Annotated in this window: 16 protein-coding genes; 12 read left to right on the top strand and 4 right to left on the bottom strand. The window is 67.1% G+C overall.

The features are described from left to right. Position 1: 1 nt before the first annotated feature. On the bottom strand, positions 2–418 hold the full coding sequence (locus H6717_06055) for a hypothetical protein (GenBank protein ID MCB9576574.1): 417 nt from the start codon (positions 416–418) through the stop codon (positions 2–4). 397 nt (positions 419–815) lie between these two features. Here H6717_06055 and H6717_06050 point away from each other — a divergent pair, with 397 nt between their 5' ends. The 11 genes from H6717_06050 to H6717_06000 all read left to right on the top strand — a co-directional run bounded on the left by H6717_06050 (position 816) and on the right by H6717_06000 (position 14,090). Continuing rightward, positions 816–1,169 (top strand): hypothetical protein, encoded by a 354-nt coding sequence (locus H6717_06050; protein ID MCB9576573.1) that lies wholly within the window; start codon positions 816–818, stop codon positions 1,167–1,169. After that, complete coding sequence (gene tnpB, locus H6717_06045; GenBank protein MCB9576572.1) at positions 1,166–1,546, top strand: IS66 family insertion sequence element accessory protein TnpB; 381 nt, start codon at positions 1,166–1,168, stop codon at positions 1,544–1,546. Before H6717_06050 ends, tnpB begins: the two co-directional genes overlap by 4 nt. A gap of 96 nt (positions 1,547–1,642) precedes the next feature. Continuing rightward, positions 1,643–3,001, top strand: coding sequence for an IS66 family transposase (locus tag H6717_06040; protein MCB9576571.1), 1,359 nt, complete (start codon positions 1,643–1,645; stop codon positions 2,999–3,001). 164 nt (positions 3,002–3,165) lie between these two features. Then, on the top strand, positions 3,166–3,687 hold the full coding sequence (locus tag H6717_06035) for a hypothetical protein (GenBank protein ID MCB9576570.1): 522 nt from the start codon (positions 3,166–3,168) through the stop codon (positions 3,685–3,687). 155 nt (positions 3,688–3,842) lie between these two features. Next, positions 3,843–4,316, top strand: a complete 474-nt coding sequence (locus tag H6717_06030; GenBank protein ID MCB9576569.1) for a hypothetical protein — start codon at positions 3,843–3,845, stop codon at positions 4,314–4,316. A gap of 542 nt (positions 4,317–4,858) precedes the next feature. Beyond that, positions 4,859–5,362 (top strand): SMI1/KNR4 family protein, encoded by a 504-nt coding sequence (locus H6717_06025; GenBank protein MCB9576568.1) that lies wholly within the window; start codon positions 4,859–4,861, stop codon positions 5,360–5,362. Positions 5,363–6,072: 710 nt separating this feature from the next. Beyond that, positions 6,073–6,828 carry a hypothetical protein gene (locus H6717_06020; protein ID MCB9576567.1) on the top strand — a complete coding sequence of 252 codons (756 nt, stop codon included), beginning with the start codon at positions 6,073–6,075 and terminating at the stop codon, positions 6,826–6,828. A 1,023-nt stretch (positions 6,829–7,851) separates the two neighbouring features. Beyond that, positions 7,852–8,493: an SUMF1/EgtB/PvdO family nonheme iron enzyme gene (locus H6717_06015; protein MCB9576566.1), complete on the top strand. Its 642-nt coding sequence runs from the start codon at positions 7,852–7,854 to the stop codon at positions 8,491–8,493. Positions 8,494–8,731: 238 nt separating this feature from the next. Continuing rightward, the gene (locus H6717_06010; GenBank protein ID MCB9576565.1) at positions 8,732–11,419 is read left to right on the top strand and encodes a DUF2309 domain-containing protein; all 2,688 of its coding nucleotides are present in this window, start codon (positions 8,732–8,734) and stop codon (positions 11,417–11,419) included. Then, the gene (locus H6717_06005; protein ID MCB9576564.1) at positions 11,416–12,714 is read left to right on the top strand and encodes a hypothetical protein; all 1,299 of its coding nucleotides are present in this window, start codon (positions 11,416–11,418) and stop codon (positions 12,712–12,714) included. The genes H6717_06010 and H6717_06005 overlap by 4 nt, the downstream gene beginning before the upstream one ends. Continuing rightward, positions 12,711–14,090: a hypothetical protein gene (locus H6717_06000; protein MCB9576563.1), complete on the top strand. Its 1,380-nt coding sequence runs from the start codon at positions 12,711–12,713 to the stop codon at positions 14,088–14,090. The genes H6717_06005 and H6717_06000 overlap by 4 nt, the downstream gene beginning before the upstream one ends. On the opposite strand, the gene H6717_05995 is transcribed toward H6717_06000, so the two are convergent. Genes H6717_05995 through H6717_05985 form a run of 3 tightly spaced genes read right to left on the bottom strand, consistent with a single transcriptional unit; the run spans position 14,087 to position 16,008 of the window. Then, positions 14,087–14,854: an SDR family NAD(P)-dependent oxidoreductase gene (locus H6717_05995; GenBank protein ID MCB9576562.1), complete on the bottom strand. Its 768-nt coding sequence runs from the start codon at positions 14,852–14,854 to the stop codon at positions 14,087–14,089. The two genes, H6717_06000 and H6717_05995, sit on opposite strands and share 4 nt — an antisense overlap. After that, positions 14,851–15,423, bottom strand: a complete 573-nt coding sequence (locus H6717_05990; GenBank protein ID MCB9576561.1) for a hypothetical protein — start codon at positions 15,421–15,423, stop codon at positions 14,851–14,853. Before H6717_05990 ends, H6717_05995 begins: the two co-directional genes overlap by 4 nt. Positions 15,424–15,432: 9 nt before the next feature. Next, positions 15,433–16,008 carry a TetR/AcrR family transcriptional regulator gene (locus H6717_05985; protein MCB9576560.1) on the bottom strand — a complete coding sequence of 192 codons (576 nt, stop codon included), beginning with the start codon at positions 16,006–16,008 and terminating at the stop codon, positions 15,433–15,435. Between the two features lie 174 nt (positions 16,009–16,182). Here H6717_05985 and H6717_05980 point away from each other — a divergent pair, with 174 nt between their 5' ends. After that, on the top strand, positions 16,183–17,214 hold the full coding sequence (locus H6717_05980; GenBank protein ID MCB9576559.1) for an ankyrin repeat domain-containing protein: 1,032 nt from the start codon (positions 16,183–16,185) through the stop codon (positions 17,212–17,214). The last annotated feature ends 269 nt before the right edge of the window (positions 17,215–17,483 follow it).

Genomic DNA, 17,483 nt, shown 5'->3' with positions numbered 1-17,483 from the left:
CTCACTCCCCGTCCGCACCAAACAAGGCGCCCTGCACGGTGGGGGCTTCATCCTGCCCTAACGACATGCCGCCCCAGCGCTCGATGACCCGCGTTACCGCGTCGGTCGTCTCTCGTTCGATGAGCGCGGCCATCGATTCCACTCGCGGCCACATTACCTCATGCATGAAACCCCGCGGGACGCGTACGCACATCGTCGTCTTGCGCTGCCGTGGCGTCCGGTAAGCCGTCAGCCCGTAACGCAGGCACCACGCCAGCAGCACCCGCTGCGCCGTCGGAGACGGCACCGAAACCCGAAACTCGATGTCCGTTTCTCGCTCTCGCCAGCGCGCCAGCGACGCGCGCGCAGCGTCCGCGCCCGCCTCTCCGAAGCTGCGCTCCACCTCCTGTAGCTTCTTCACCAGCAGGTCTTCGTCCATGCACACGTCCTCGCCCCGCGGGACGCAGGTGTCCATGCCCTTTCCGTAGCCCTCACCTGGCTGCGATCCCCCGGCGCCACCACAGCGCGCAGCTACCCCCGCTGATCACACCAGCGCGGCCTCCGCCCCACAAGAACGCGGTTCGCCGAACGGGTACCCACCCGTGAACGGTTACCCGTGGCCCGTCTTGACGGCTGAGGTTGATCGCTGGGTGCGGCTCGCGCGGAGCTACGCGAGTTCGTGCGGCAAGAGCACGGCGCCGTTGCGGAGCGCAGCTTCGGCCGCAGCGCGCAGATATGTGTGCGGTCCGACACCAACGAGCGTAAGTGCTCTCCGGACCCCGTCGTGACAGGCGGGGTTGGTCGTGCTCGCGTCGTCCACGAAAGGACGGTGCCAGATGGCAGGAGATTCACGGGGTCTGAAGAAGGAGCTTTCGCGGCATGAACGCGGCCGTGGCAAGCGATATCCGCCGGAAATGAAGCAACAGGTGGTGGCCTGGGCGCAGCGGTGGCGAGCGCAGGGCGCGTCGTGGGCAGCCATTGCTGACGAGCTCGGGCTCGGGCTCGACACGGTCCGCCGCTGGTGCCTCGCAGCGGCGAAGAGCGCCAGTCCGTCCCGGGCGATGGTTCCGGTTCGCGTGGTGGCTGAGCCGGCTGCCCCGCAGCCGGCGACCTTGGTGTCACTGTCGGGCTGGCGCATCGACGGGCTGACCGTGGCGGAGGCCGCGGAGATGTTGCGGTCGCTCCGATGATCTTGGGCACGAGCCGAGCTGTGCGCGTGTTTGCGTACCCGGAGCCAGTGGATCTCCGCAAGGGGTACGACGGGCTGTACGGCCTCGTGAAGACCGGGCTCGGGCGCGACCCGCTGAGTGGTGACCTGTTCTTGTTCGCCAACAAGCGGCGACACGCTTGCAAGGTGCTCGTGTGGGACGGCACCGGGCTGTGCATCTTCCAGAAGCGACTCGAGCGCGGTCGCTTCGCGAAGCTGTGGAGCGACGACGGGCGCACGGTGGAGCTCACGTCGACCGAGCTGGCGCTCTTCATCGAGGGCTGCGATCTCGTCGGTCGTCGCGTGCTGTCGCCCGGGATCGTGAAGCCGAAAGTTCTTGCGCTCGATCGCACGGCGTGATCTACCGTTGATGTGGACCTGCGGCGCGAGAGCGATGTCGAGCAACTGCGACGAATCGCGCTCGCGCAGCAAGTGCAAATCGAGCAACTTCTCCGCGTGCTCAACGCGAAGTGCAAGGAGCTCGAAACGCTCAAGGGCGACCCGAAAGAGCTGCAGCGAACACTCGAGCTACTCGAGACGCTGACGAAGAAAGCGCAGGAGGCTGCGCCTCCGCCCAACGCCCAGCCCAGTCGCGATCGCTCGAAGGACAAGCCACGCAGTAAGTTCGGGCCGAAGCCGCAGCCCGCTCTGCCGTTCGAGCCGATGCTGTTCGAGCTCGACGACGCCGATCGCGTTTGCCCGAGCTGCGGTGGCGAGCTGCGCGCGATGGCCGGGCAGTTCGAGGCGTCGGAGATGATCGACGTGATCGAGGTGAGCTACCGGCTCGTCCAGGTCCAGCAGCAGAAGTACGTGTGTCGATGCGGAAGCTGCGTCGAAACCGCGCCGGGACCGGAGCGCGCGACTCCGGGTAGTCGCTACTCGCTCGCATTCGCGATCAAGGTCGCGATCGACAAGTACCTCGACCACATCCCGTTGGCGCGGCAGTCGCGAATCCTACGTCGCCATGGTGTCGACGTGACGACGCAGACGCTGTGGGGCTTGCTCGAAGTGGTCGAGCGGCGGCTCCGGGCAGCGGACGGCGCGCTGTTCCAAGACGCGCTCTCGGAGCCCGTGATCGGACTCGACCAGACGAGCTGGAAGCGACTCGACGACAAGCACAAGAAGCCCTGGCAGATTTGGTGCGTGACGACACCCAGGGCCGTCGTGCATCGGATTCGAAAGGATAAAGGCAAGGAGACCTTCACCGAACTCGTCGGTGCGTACCGCGGCGTGATCGTGTGCGACGCCGCACAGACACACGAAGCTGGCGCGAGAGAGAGCGAGCACATCCATCTCGCCGGATGCTGGGCGCACGCCTACCGAAAATTCGAAGAGGCGGCACCCGATCATCCCGAGGCGCAACTGGCGATGAAGTGGATCGGCCAGCTCTACGAGATCGACGAGCGCGCCGGCGATGACCTGGCAGCGAAAACCGAGCTGCGTCGCACGGAGTCTCGTGCGGTGCTCGACCAGCTAAGGACGTGGCTCTGGAGCCAGGCCCTGCTCAAGACCCTGAGCATCGGAAAGGCCGCCGCGTACGTGATCGCCAACTGGGAGCGCCTGACGCGCTTCGTGGACGACGCGCGCATCCCGCTCGACAACAACGCAACCGAGCGGGGCATTCGCGGGCCGGTTGTCGGGCGCCGGAACCACTTCGGCTCGAAGTCCGAGCGCGGCACGCAGGTAGCGGCGACCTTCTACTCGCTGATCGAGACTGCCAAGCTCCACGGGGTCAACCCGGCTGAGTATCTGCTCGAGGCGGTCAGAGCCGCCGACCGCGGCCAAGTGCTCCTGCCCTGGCAGATGCCCCGCTGAAGCCCGCGCTCAGGTCAAGATGGGGCGCCAAGAGCACTTACCCTTCTCCCGCTCCGAAAACGCGTCGCGATTGCTCGCGGCGCGTTTTGCTTTTGTCGGAGCTCGGCTCGCGCAGGCCAGTCGAGGGTTCGCTCCGCTGCTATCCTCACGCGGAAAGGAGCCCAATGAATACGCGGCTTAGCCTTCGACGCTCGACCCGCGAGCTCCAGGCGTACGGCGCGGCGTGCATTGCCACGTACTCGTCCGCGCTTGGCTTGAGGTCGAACGCAATACGCGAGCTCGTGGAGCATTTGCTGCTGCTCCTCACGGCAGAAGATCTGCCCGATTGGGAAGGGGGCACGCACGACCTGGCCCTGCTAGACGACGAACTTCCCGAAGCTTTCCTTGCGGAGCTACCCGAATCCGCAGCACAAACATGCGATAGGCTCGTGGATCTCGTCTCGGAGATCGGACTGATTGACATGTACGGCGCCAACACCGAAGCGCCACTGCGACACGCGGAGCAGGCCGTTGCCCTCCTCCAGCAGGCCGGCGTTCCTCCACCTCCAGTTGTCGACGTGCTCGGAGAGGAGCAAGCGGACGCGCCCGTAGAGCCACGCTGGGGAGAGCCGGTGCCTCCGGAAGTCTATCTGCGAGCACGGGATTGGTGCATCAAGCGTCTGGATTCCAGTACCCGCATGGCTTGAGGTTCGAGTCCTTTCTCCCGCTCGGAACGCGCGTCGCGCTCACTCGCGGCGCGTCTTGCTCTTGTCTGCGCGGCGTCCCCTTCTTTCGGGGATTGTTGGCTCGCCGCGAAACCTCGCGCTCGCGCCTCAAGGTACGCCGCGGTAGGTGTCTCCAGGTGACGAATGCTCTTTTCGATCAGCTGGGAGACATCCGAGAATCCTACGCGCGCAACGCGAGGCTGTTCGCGCCGGGACGCTCACCACGCGCGTGGCTGATCGCTATCGTCGGTCGAGCGGCGGGTGTCGTCCTCCCGATACGCGAGGGCATGAATCTCATCGGCCGCTCGGCGGCTGCTGGCTACGTCCGCGAGCCGCACGCGCTTGCAGGGGTGATAGAGGGGGCGCAGTGGCGCATCGTCTGGACCCCTGAGACAGCAACCGTCGAGGATGCAGGATCGACAAACGGCTCCGCGTTGGTTGCCAAGTGCTTTCGAGATCAAGTCCCCCGTGAGCTCGGCGACCTGCGAGACGCTGCCGCAGCGCGCTGGTTGGGTTGGGACGGGGTGACGACTCATTCGGACGCGCTAGAGTTGCACGATGGCGACGTCTTGGTGAACGTCTACGGTTCGTTTCTCTATCGCCGTTGCTAGCCCCGGTGGCCGTAGTTCGTCCGGCGCAGCTCAGCCCACTTCTGGGAACTATCAAGCTCGCGCGCGCAGCGCACACAATGACAGCCCAGGTGCTAGGATCGTCCAACACACCAACGGGAGGACCGCTTGCGTGTCTGGAACGACGAGGGGCGCGCCATGCGGGAGGCGCCGTACGAGGCAAAGACCAGCCGCGTTTTTCGGAGGCTGACGAGGCTCGCACCCACGTTGGTAGCCCTGTTGCCTTCTTGCGAGCGGCCAGCCGCTCCCACGGCTACACCCATACTGAGCGCCCCTCAGCCACCGGCGAGCGCGCCTTCGGGAGAACGCAAGCGAAGCCCGTTCTTCGTCGTAGCGGAAGGAATGAATGGCGACACGGACGGTCCGAGCACACTCCGACTCTGCCCGCTCCGCGGTGCGGTGGCCCTCTGCAGTCCAGCGCTGGTCTTCTCGGGCAATCGATTCGTCAACGTTGGTCTTGGCAGCGGTGGCATCATGGCCGAACGCGTGCCCAAGTTGAGCGGAATGCGCACTAGGATCGGGGCGTGTCCAGAATGGCCAAGGCAATCACGCGGTTTCGGCAAATGCCGCATCACAAGTACGTCGACAACCCGTTCAACGCGACCTCGACCATTGCGCAACCCGCGAGTGACGCACAAGTTGCAGCAGCTTGGAGCGGCGTCAGCGTTCCGCAGGACGTTGCTGCACTATGGTTAGAATGCAAATCGGCACGGCTGTTCGAAGATACCGACTACGGCCAGTGGGGCCTAGTTCTCCTGTCCCCCTTGGCCAGCGCGCGACGCACCGCGGAGGAACGGAGGTCAAGACCGGAAGACATGAGGGAGGGTGATGTAGTTATTGGCGAATTCCTTGGCGACCAAGATCTGCTGGTAGTCGCGCCATCGCAGGGCACGGAGTGCCGGGTGCTCGTCGCGCTGCCGCTCGACCCTCGAGCGGAGTGGTACGCGGTCGCAACCGATCTAGAGAGCTTCCTGGAGCGCTACTTTGACGCTGGAGGAGAGAAGTTCTGGGAGCGGCGTCACCCGTGACACGTCAACGTCGCCCTACGGGTGATCCGTGAGTCGGCGCTTCGTGCTCCAGGCGCCAGGCACGAAGTGAAGCGCTGCCGGACTGGGGTCAGGGCGCGTTGGTGATCCACCCGGTCCGTCCGAGCCCTCCAGGAAGTTCTGGGGTGGGATTGAGGCGTGGCGCGAGGCGTTGCACCTGGGCGTGCATGAGTCGGAGGTGTTCGGAGTGTCGATCGCGGTTTGAGCCAGCGGTGAAGGCAGCGGCGAGGCAGCGCGTGTGCGCCAACAGCCGCACTCCAAGCAAGAGCATCGCGCCAAGAAGCGGCGGCAATCCATTGCCGCGCATCCGCGAAGGCTTGCGCACGAGACGATGCTGAGCATCGCTCCGCCGTCGAACGTCAGAACCGCGAACATCGAGAGTGGCTCGACGGTGTCGGAGTAGGGCCCGACGACGTCGATGACGACGTCCTCGGCGCCATGAAGCACGCGTTGAACGACCTCTGGCAACGGCGTACACTGGGAGGCACGACGGCCGGGGAGGCATGGCGACAGAAGCCACAATTCAGGAAAATCGCGCTGCACTGCGCGCCGAAGTCGACTCGCTCGCCGCTCGACTCGAGCGGGAGCTCGTCGACCACCGAGACATCGCGCATCGTGCGCGGCGTCTCGCCATCCAACACGCACTCACGACACGAGGTTACCTACGCTGCGACGAAGGGCGATGGTGCTAGGTGATTCCTGAACCAAAAACCGCTCATCAAACCTGGCGAGTGACAGCGATCAACATCGATCTGGTATTCGTGGACGGTTCAACCGACGAGATCGAAATCTGGTGCCGCGCACTTGCGGTTCTTCGCAGGCTCGGCGTCGCAGAACCCCACTATTCCGTGGACGGACGTCGGCCTATTTCCGCAGATAGAGTGGCCAAGGCCTTGGCGTCCAAGGACATCTACCGCGTGTTCGGGGAGCGCGTTCGAGTCCATCACGCCCCAGCGCCAGGAGGCGCGGACTGTTTCACCACTGAGTTTCTGCAATCACTTCGGGCGGAGGAAATGGACGTGTGGGTGGGCGAACTGGAGACGGCGGGACGCCTGGTCTACGCGCGGGCGTATGACGGTGAGTACGACTACTGGCAAAACGTAACTTTCACCGACACCTTCGAAAGGAACAATCGAAGCACGGATAGCATGAAGCTCGTCTGGGACGACGACTTCCAGGTGCGCCGTGTGGACGTTAGCGCCAATCCCGGGCGGCGAGCGCCCGGGTTGGGGCTCATGGAAGCGATTGGGCACATCATGTGGCTGCCCGCGGAGTTTTGGGACGCGACAGGCGCAAGCCGGACTGATCTGTGTGCCAAGTTCACGTGTGAGCAGGTTGGTGCGTTGACCAAGGTGACTCTTTCTGACCGGCCGTTTGACGACGAGAATCCGGCGACCGAGGCAGCGCGGGCCTTGCTGTTTCCGCGAGGACCTATTGCCACGCGCTAGGCGCATCGGAGACCGGTGGCGCATGAGAGAAACAAGAAGCGCCCGGGGATGAGTAGATGGCTAGTGCGGCTCTCCCCAGCATTTCGGGCCCCGTCCCCTCCTCGGTGAATCCGTCGCCAGCTGTCTCGTGTGCGCTCGGCGGGTGGAGTGGTTGGTGGTTCCCTACGTGCCAAGATTGGGAAAGATTCTGGTGTTGACGGCAGGAAATGGAACGGCGAGGCCAGATCCGATCTCTGCAATTCCAAGCACATGCGACCATCCCTGCGACAGATGCGGTCGCAGGAATACGTGCCGGTGCGTGAGGTAACTCCTCTACGGGTTCGGCCAGCAGCATCGTCTCCGCCAAGCGGCGGCTCAGGCACCGGTTACGAGCCGTCATGAGCCTTGATGGATGCCAGCTCGCGGAGCCGCCACATGGGGTATGCTAGTCAGCGGCAAAGTGGAAACGGGACACGGGGAATCAGATGGGGTTGGCGTGCTCTTCGTGGATGACGACGAGCTGTCCACGAGGGGCAAGGTGAACCCGCTCGAGCGTGCTGGTCCCTCGGGAATGGAGGATGTCTTGTTGACCAGCGCAGAGCTTCTCGCTTCTGACTCGGGAGCCGCGGTCCGTGCATGCGCGGGCAAGGGCGGATGCAAGGTGACCTCACTCCGCGGCGCGTCCATCGATGCCCTGCTACCCGCGGCGGCAGCAATCGGCGGAAACGCCCAAGAAGGCGCATGGTCGTTCTGATGCGCGCGAGACGTTCAATGAAGCCGAGCGGAAGTTGGGGTCTTGTCGCTGCCTTCTTGGTCATCTCGTGCGGCCAATCCGACAGTGGTGCCAGCGAAGGATGCGAGCCCGGCCAGACCAGAGAGTGCGTAGGACCGGCAGCGTGCAAAGGCGGCCAACTGTGTGATGCAAACCGCGCGTGGGGAGTCTGCAACTGCGGAGGCTCTGGTACCGGTGGTCAATCCGGGGGCGGCGGCACCGGAGCGAACACCGCGTGCCCAACTAATCTCCCGGGGCCGCCAATGGTAGAGGTGAGCGCCCCGGCCGGCGGCTCCTACTGCATAGATGCAACTGAGGCAACTCGCGAGCACTACGCCGCGTTCGTGGCAGCGAACCCGGACCCCTCCGCCGCGCAAACCGGTTCATGCAAGGATGCAAACAAACAGTGGATTCGCGAAGACTGCTGGCCTGGCGGCTTCGATGCCACTCCATCCGACTACCCGATGCTTTGCGTCGACTACTGCGACGCGAAAGCGTACTGCGAATGGGCTGGCAAGCGTTTGTGCGGCAGGATCGGCGGCGGCACGCTCGTGGGAAATGAGTATGCCGATCCGAACGTGAGCGAACGATTCAATGCCTGCAGCCTCGGAGGCACACTAGCGTTCCCCTACGGTCAGGTCTATTCCGACAAATGCGCCACGTCCCTGACCGTGGTCCCGGTTGGCAACCCTGAATGTGCGGGCCCGCTCCCCGGCCTGTTCGACATGGCGACGGGCGCCTGGGATTGGATAGACAGCTGTGATCCGTGCAAGGCGGTCGGCGGTTCGATCGACTCGCCTACATCGTTACCCCTCTCGAAACCAGCTTGTGCCGGGTATCTCTCGATCACTCCCAACCAGCAGCTCCCTGACCAGCCACCCTACATGACGGGAATTCGGTGTTGCCATGACTAGCCCCGATCCGATGATGCTCAGGCATCATTCTGGAGCGCTCGCTCGATCTTGCCGTACCCAAGCGACGTAGTGTGGGTGTTCACGAGGCGGAGCAGGTGAGGACAGACTAGCGCTCGCGAGCGCCTAGCGCGCTCGGCACGGAATGTCTTGGGCCGTCCGTTGACCCTCCACCGACGACCCGGCAACAATCGACTTGAGCAGCAGGGCTCAGGGCGCTAGCTTCCGCGCCAAGAAGGCCTTGCCCGATCGTTCTCTCTCTCACTCGGACGCGCGGGCGCGGCAGAAACGGCTTGAATCGGCGCTCGAGCACTCGGCGGAGGTTCTGCCGGCGCAAGGTCCGATCGGGATCTTCGTCCATCACAACACGCTGCACGCCTACGAGCGGCTGCCCTTCGAGCTGGGGGTGGAGGAGGCGGCGCGGCGCTACGGAGCGGAACCGTACTGGTCATTGGAAGCGTTCCGCGCAGAGCTCCTGCGCGGGCGCATCACACGGGACGACGTGACGCGCGAGCTCGGCTCCGACGAAATCGTGGCTGGCGGGCTCACGCGGCACGCCATCGCGCTCCACCTGCTCCTCGACGTGGACGAGGAGCCGCGAGCGAGCGCCTTCGAGTGGTCCCTCGCGGAAGGCCGCGAGCTGGCGGACCTGTGGGCCGCAGCGCAGGATGCGTGGCAGGCGCCGACCCCGGTGCCGACGGCATCCCTGGCTAGGGGCGGCGCCACGGGGCCGTGGGTGCACCCGCTCCTGATTCGCCTGTGCGCCGCGTTCCTCGATCAAGGCGTGGCGTACTGGCGCATGCCGAGCCTCAACGAGGGATTTCTCACGGCCACGGCGCGCCTTCTCCGCCAGCCGTGGGGTCCGCCGGAGCCGTGGATGCGAGCGCTCCGAAAGAGCTTCGCGGAGATCGAAGGCACGGACGCCGCGGAGGTCGTCCTCCACTGCCTCGACGACCTCGGCGTGCGCGAAGCGGACTGGGTCGACTACCTGTCCGATCGCTTGCTGGCGCTGCCAGGGTGGGGCGGAATGTTTCGGCAGCTCGAGCTGCGTCCCGACCGCGCGCCGGTGAAGGCGCCTCCAGCTCGATTGATCGACTTCGTCGCAGTTCGGCTGCTCATCGAGCGCGAGGTGGAGCGCGCCGGCTTCGGCGAGCCCGCCGAGGCTTCGCCGAGCGAGCTGGCGTCGGGTCCGTACCAACTCTACGGCTTGGCCAAAGCGGCGCGCTGGAGCGCCGCCAAGCTCCAATCCCTCTCCGCTCGGGAGCGCGAACAGCTGGCCGGGCTGATCTCTCAGCTGGACGAGACAGCGCGCCGAAGGCTCTTCCACCGCGCCTACGAACGACACTACCGCGAAGAGATCTTGGACGCGCTCGCGGCGCACGAGCCCACGCCCACACCGAAGCCCCACTACCAAGTGGTCTGCTGCATCGACGAACGTGAGGAGTCGCTGCGGCGCCACCTGGAGGAAATCGCGCCGGACGTCGAGACCTTCGGCGCGCCGGGATACTTCGGCGTGGCCATGGCCTACCAGGGCATCGACGACGCTCACGCGCGGCCGCTGTGCCCGATTTCGATCACCCCCGACCACCACGTTCAGGAGCTGCCCCTACCGGGACTCTCCACCCGCTTGGAGCGGCGCATGAAGCAGCGCCGCGCACTGGGCAGTCTGGCGCGCGGGGCGAGCGTCGGTTCCCGCACCTTCGTTCGCGGCACGTTGTGGAGCAGCGCACTGGGGCTCTTGTCGGCGGCGCCTCTCGTGGCGCGGGTGCTCTTTCCTCGCGCAACGGCGTCTCTTCGCAAGAACGTGTCCACGGTGTCCTTGGCAAAGGTGGACACACGACTGGACCTCTCCGCCTTTTCGCTGGAAGAGCAAGCGACCATCGTCGAGGACCAGCTGCGGGACATGGGCCTCACCGAGCTGGCGCCGCTGGTGATCGTGTTGGGCCACGGCTCGCACAGTCTGAACAATCCGCACGAGTCCGCGCACGACTGTGGCGCCTGTGGCGGAGGCCGCGGCGGGCCCAACGCGCGCGCCTTCGCGCAGATGGCGAACGATCCCTCCGTGCGCGCCCGCCTCGCTGTGCACGTTCCGGAATCGACGTGGTTCGTGGGGGGCGTGCACGACACCGCGGACGACGCCATCGAGCTCTTTGACCTGGATTGCGTGCCTGCTTCGCTTGGAGACCGCCTAGCCAGAGCCCGCCGCGATCTGGACGAGGCCCGAGGCCGCGACGCCCTGGAGCGCAGCCGCCGCTTCGAGACCAGCGCTTCGAGCCCGGAAGCGGCACTCCGACACGTGGAAGGCCGCGCGGAGGACTTGGCGCAGCCGCGTCCCGAGTACGGCCATGCTTCCAACGCAACCTGCTTCATCGGGCGCCGCGCGACCGTGCGCGGCCTGTTCCTCGATCGCCGCGCGTTCCTCATGTCCTACGATCCCGGGCAGGACGCCAGTGGCGCCATCCTCGAGCGGGTGCTCGCCGCGGTGGTGCCGGTCGGCGCAGGGATCAACCTCGAGTACTACTTCTCCTTCGTCGACCAGCAGAAGTACGGCGCCGGGACCAAGCTCCCGCACAACGTGTCCGGCTTGGTCGGAGTGATGGACGGCCACGCCAGCGATCTCCGCACCGGCCTGCCGTGGCAAATGGTGGACATCCACGAGCCCATGCGTCTGCTGGCGATCGTGGAAGCCGAGCGCGAGACGGTGCAGAAGGCGGCCCAGGCCACGCCCGCGGTGTGGCGCCTGGTCAAGAACGAGTGGCTCACCATAGCCACCCTCGATCCAAAGTCCCGAGAGCTCCATCTGCTCGACGGCGGTCACTTCGTTCCATACTCCTCCGATCGAAGAGAGCTCCCCGTCTTCGCGAGCTCGGAAGAGCGCTTCCGTGGACGCAGGGACCACCTCGCCCCCGCGCGCATCGAGGCCCGATGATCGAGCGCCTCGCAATGCTGGTCGTCATCGCGCCCCTCTTGGCGTTCGCGCTGCTGGGCCTGTTGCGCCGCACCTCCGAGCGCGTGACCGGCTTCGTGGTGGGCGCCGCTTTCGGCTCCGGTGTGCTCGCAACCCTCGCGATCATCACGCTGATGGCGTCGACCGGACGCCACGTCGTGGTCGCGCACCTCGGCACTTGGTTTTCGACCGGCGACTACGCCTTCGAGATCACGCTCTTGATCGATCGCCTGTCGGCGCCGTTCATGCTGCTCACCACCCTCTTGTGCGGCACCATCGGCGCGTTCTCCACGCGCTACTTGCATCGCGAGCGAGGGCATCGGCGGTTCATGACGCTGCTCTGCCTTTTCGGCGGCGGCATGCTGCTGATCTGCACCGCCGGCGGCTTCGACGTGGCCTACGCCGGTTGGGAGATGGTGGGCCTCACCTCTGCGCTGCTGGTCGCGTTCTTCTACGAGCGCGAAGCACCGCTCACCCACGGCCTCTGGACCTTCGCCGTGTACCGCGTGTGCGACGTCGGGCTCTTGCTCGCCGCGATCTTGGTGCATCACTGGTCCGGCACCGGCGAATACTCCAGCGCCACCGCCTGGCCCGGAGGCGTCGCCGCTTTGTCTGCTCCGCAGGCCACCGCCGTCGGTCTGCTCTTGGTGTTCGCCGCCATGGGCAAGTCGGCGCAGATCCCATTTTCCGGCTGGCTCCCCCGCGCCATGGAGGGCCCCACCCCCTCCAGCGCCATCTTCTACGGCGCCCTCTCGGTGCACGCGGGTGCCTACGTGCTGCTGCGCGCCGCACCCATCTTCGAGCAAGCCCCCGTCGCCCGCGCAGCGCTGCTCGTCGTCGGCATCAGCAGCGCGATCCACGCCACGCTGGTGGGCCGCGCGCAGACCGACGTCAAGAGCGCCCTGGCCTACGCCTCCATGACGCAGGTCGCCCTCGTGTTCGTGGAGATCGGTCTCGGCTGGCACTACTTCGCCCTGATCCATCTCTCCGGGCACGCTCTGGTGCGCACGCTGCAGTTTCTGCGAGCCCCATCGATCCTGCACGAGCACCATCAGCAGGAGGCCGCCGTCGGCCGTCATCTGGCGCGCACCGGGACGCACCTCGAGCGGATGCTTCCCGAAGGCGCACAGCGGTGGCTGTACCGCCTGGCCCTGGAGCGCGGCTACCACGACAGCTTCCTCCGCGTGGTGATCGTGAAGCCCGTGCTCGGAGTCTTCTTTTGGTTGGATCGCCGCGAGCGCGCCTGGGTCCGGCTGCTCGGAGGGAAGCGATCATGATGCTCGCCCTGTGCGTGCTCTTGCCGGCCTTCGCGTCGGTGTTCGTCTGGCGCACTCGAAGCAGCGAGCGCGCGCGAGCCGGCGCCACGGCCGTCACGTCCGCCATCGTCGTCCTCGCGCTGGCTCTTTCGCGGCTGGGCGGCGCGGGTCTCGGCATTTTCGAGCTCGACGCGGTGTCGGCGCTGCTCCTCCCGTTCGTCGCGCTCATGTGCTGGATGCTCGTGCTCGCCGCGCCCAAGCGCTGGGCGCGGCCCGCCGCGCTCGCGCGGCTGCTCGCGAACGAGTCCCTCTTGCTCGCCGCCTTCGCGGTGAACGACGTGCGGCTGTTGGTCGCGCTGTGGGCGCTGAGCTACGCGCCCGTGCTTCACGCGCTGGCCACGGACGACGCCAACCGCTCGGTGTTCCGCGCGTTCCTGCTCTACGCGGCGGCCAGCACGGCGGCGTTCACGGCGGGCACGCTACTGCTCGCGTCGCGCCCGCTCGGCGAGCATTGGAGCGTCTTCGAGTGGTCGGCGGTGGCGCGGCCCCACGCCCTGGGCGTCGCGCTGGTCGTCATGGCCGTGCTGATCCGCAAGGCCACGCTACCCTTCCACTCCTGGCTTCCGGCGGTGTTCGACGCACGGCCCACCGGCCCCACACTGCTCTTGATCGCACCCATGCTGGGCGCCTACTCGCTGGTGCGCATCGCGCTGCCGTTGATGCCCGCCGTGCTAGGGCAGCATCTGTTCCTGCTCGGTCCGCTGTCGCTGCTCACCGCGGTGTACGCCGCCGGGCTCGCCCTGGTGCAGACGGATCTGCGCCGCCTCGTCGCGTGGCTGGCCATGAGCCAGTCGGCCCTGGTGCTGGTGGGCCTCGAGTGCCCCCACGGCGACGGCCTCACCGGCGGCATCGTCACGTGGCTCTCGGCGGGCATGGCGCTCACGGGCCTCGGCCTCACCGCCTGGCTCATCGAAGCGCGCTACGGACGGCTCTCACTGCGACGCCACCACGGCCTGTACCGGCGCAGCCCCCTACTCGGCCTCGTGTTCCTACTCTCGGGCCTGAGCCTGGTCGGATTCCCGGGCATGGCCGGCTTCATCGGCAACGATCTTTTGCTGCGCGCGGTGCTGCGGGCCTTTCCGTCATCGGGCCTCTTGATGTTCGTGGCCTCCGCCTTGAGCGGCATCACCATCCTGACGGCGTTCTTCCGCGTCTTCTACGGCACTCCAGAACGCGGCCGCGTGATCGACCTCCTCCCGCGCGAGCGCGTCGCCCTGTTCGTTCCCCTCGCGTTGGTCGTGTGGCAAGGCGTATCCCCCACGGCACTGGTCAACGCCGGCGATCGCGCCGCCCAAACCATCTTGAGTCGCGCCCGGCCGGCGGAGCTCCATCCCTAGCGCGCCGGCATTGGGCTCAGCGCGCGCGTGATGCCGCTGGCGATGCCCGGAAATCGACTCGCGAGGTCGTACAGCGGCGGGTACACCACGCGGGCGCGCTTGCGCTCGCACGCCGCCACCACGCGCTCTGCCAGCGCCGCTGGGTCCCCCGCCGGCGCGAAGCGCGCGAGCGTGGTCTGGCGAAACTGGCCGCGGGCGCGGCTCTCGAGAGCGGAGCGCACGGGGCCCGGGTACACGGTGACCACGTGCACGCCCCGCTGCGCGAGCTCGAGGTGGGCGATCTCCGACGCCATCGCGAATCCGGCCTTGGCGGCGCCGTAGTAGGCGCAGCCACGGAGCGGCGTCACCCCCGCCATGCTGGCCACGTTCACGACGGTGCCGCGCTTCGCCGCCGTCATCGACGGCACCACCAGCGACATCAGCCGAAGCGGGCTCTCCATGTCCACCCGCAAGAGGCGCGCTCCCAGCGCCCAGTCCGTCGCCGCGAAGGAGCGCACCTCCATGAAGCCGGCGCAGTTCACCAGCAGGTCCACCGCGCCGCGATCGCTCACGAGCTCCCGTAGCCGATCTTCGAGCGCGTCCGGCTCGGCGAGGTCCCATCCGAATGCGGCGGCGTCACCGCCGAGTCGCTCCGCCGCGTGCCGCGCACCCGCCTCATTTACGTCCACCAACGACAGCCGAAGCTCCGGCTGCCGCGCGCGGAACGCTTCCGCCAGCGCGGCGCCGATGGCCCCCGCCGCTCCCGTGATCAGCGCGTGGGTCACGACGGCGTGCGCTCGCCGATGGGCCGCGCCTGCACGCGCGTGTCCAGCGCGAACCACAGCACCAGCGTGCGCGCGGTGTCCGTCTTCCACATCGCCGGCCCCAGGTACAGGCCCTCGTCCACCAGACGAACCTCGTCGTGGATCGCCCGAATGACTCCGGGATTGTCCGGCAGGTCGTAGTCCAAGATCACCGCCGGCGCGCCGTCCATCGCAGACGGACCCACGAGCGTCTCGAAGGGAAACAGCTGGTGACGCCCGCCGAGGTGCACGCGATTCACGCCGGTCCCCGCCGTCGCCGTCAGGGCGCTGAAGCTCTTGCCGCCCCAGGGGAAGCGCGCCGCCGCCGCAAATCTGCGCAGCGCACCGAACGCGGCGCCGCGGTCGAGCCCGCGCACCGCGAGCATGCGTCCGCGCGGGTGGCCGTCGAGCTCCGCGAGACTCTTGGGCACGCGCCCGCCCTCGAACAGCGCGCCAAGCTCCCGCGAGCTCTTGTGCGCCAGTGCATCGAGATCGAGAATGCGCCGCGGAGCCGAGCGCTCTGCCGTCTGCGTGGATTGTTGCGTTTGCATGATTCCTCCCTACTTCCGGTTGCTCTCCGCGGAGTCGTTCCCCGCGGCAGAAATCGCGAAGGCGCGCCAGCACGCCTCCCGTGCGCCTTCCAGCGCCTCGTTCGTCACCGCGACCGAGTGCGTGCGCTCCGCCTTGAACAGACCGACGAACGCTCCCCAGACCAAGGCGATGATCGTCTCCGCCGGCAGGTCCTTGCGGAACACGCCCTGTCGCTGGAAATCGAGACACGCCAAGTAGATGGGCGCCAGCACGCCGAGCTCCAGCGCGCGGCTCTCGCTGTCCAGGTAGGGCGCGTGGTCCTGCAGCTCCAGAAAGTGGAACGCCACCGGATCCTGTCGCGCGAAGCCCGACAGCCGCTGCCAGAAGTCCGCGAACAGCTCCCGCGGCGGTTGCTGCAGATCCAGCCCCGCCAGCGCCGCGGCCAACCGCTGCTTCGCCTCGCGAAACACGGCGTTGACCAGCGCCTCCTTCGAGCCGAAGCGCCGGTACAGACTGCTCGCCCCCACCCCGGCGCGCTCCAAGACCATCGGAACGCTCGTTCCATGGAAGCCCCGCTCCGCAAACAGCTCCAGCGCCGCCTGCATGATTGCCGCCTGTTTCCGCGTAGATTCCGAGTGGACCGCGCTCTCCGTCACTGCGGAATGTTCATTCCACACCTGGACCGGTGGCGCAAGTCTCCCCTGCCCCGCAGGTTGAATTCGGGTGTCGGTCCGCCGCGGAACCTCGCTCCCCGGCGCCTCGCGGGTACCGTTGATGCGTTGCCTCCCTCGAAGCACCGAGTGGGCGGCGTTCTCGTCGCCCTGGTGGAGACCGGCACTGTGCCCGATCTCGCGGGAGCGCTGGCTAGCTACGATCCGTCGGACGCCGGCGCCGCACGGGCGATGCACGCCGCAGCGCGCCTTGGCCGGCTGCCGATGCTGGCCGCGCTGATTCGAGCGGGAGTGTCCGTGGAGGCGACGGACGCGCCAGCATCGTGGCGTCCCGTCCACACGGCCGTCGAGCACGGCCAGCTCGAGTGCGTTCGAGCGCTGTGCGCCGGTGGTGCTGACGTGAACGCCCCAGCCGACGCGGGGATGACGCCGCTTCACTTGGCGGTGGATGTGTGCGCCGACGCCGCAAGCCAAACGGCCTCTAGCGCCGACCTGAGCATGATTCGCTTGTTGCTCGAGCTGGGCGCAGACGCCAACCGGGCGGATGCCCACGGCCGCTCGCCGGAGGACTGGGCCCGCGAGGCAGGCTTGGATGCTTTCGGCCTCACCAATCCCCACGTTGATCGAGCTGGAACGCGGCCAGCCGTGAACCCCCGACTCCACGCCGCGGTCGCGAGATTCGCGGGCCTCGAGGTTCCGCGGCGCACCAACAACCCCTTCAGACTGATCTGCTCGGTGTCGGATCCGGCAACGGAAGCGGAAGTCGCGGCGGCGTGGCCAGCCGGGAACCTGCCGCATGAACTCATGGACCTGTGGCGCATTGTGCGCACGGCGCGGCTGTTCGAGGACGCAGACTACGGCCAGTGGGGGCTGGTACTGCTGGCGCCCCAAGCGAGCGCGCGACGAACCGCTACAGAGCTCCGTGAGCGCCCGGAAGATCTGCAATCCGGAGACGTCGTCATCGGCGAGTTTCTCGGCGATCAGGAGTTGCTCGTGCTTGCTCCGGCCGAACGCGGGGCGCGGCGCCTACTCGTTGCGCTGCCTTTGGACCCGCGAGCAGACTGGTACGGAGTCGGTGCTGGGCTCACGCCCTTCCTCAGAGCGTACTTCGATGCGGGCGGCGAGAAGTTCTGGGAGTGATAGCCGCCGACGCGCGCGCTCGACAGCTCGAATCGAGCGCTAGCCGTAGACGGTGACCAAGTGCCGCGCCGTCCTCGAACCTCTCACCCTGGCTCCTCGAGCGCGCGCACCAACCAGCTCACGGTGCGATCCAATTCCGCGATGCGGCCGTCCTGCGCAGCCGCCACCAGCCGCGGCGGACACCACCGCGCAGTCGAGTCGTGAAGCAGCTCGTCTTGCCGCTGCCGGGCGGCCCAGCCACCACGATCATTCGCGGTCGTGCCACGGGG

The sequence above is a fragment of the Polyangiaceae bacterium genome, assembly GCA_020633235.1.
Taxonomy (GTDB): domain Bacteria; phylum Myxococcota_A; class Polyangia; order Polyangiales; family Polyangiaceae; genus JACKEA01.
The sequence above is the reverse complement of the archived record's forward strand: the minus strand, read 5'-3'. Positions and strand labels throughout refer to the sequence as shown.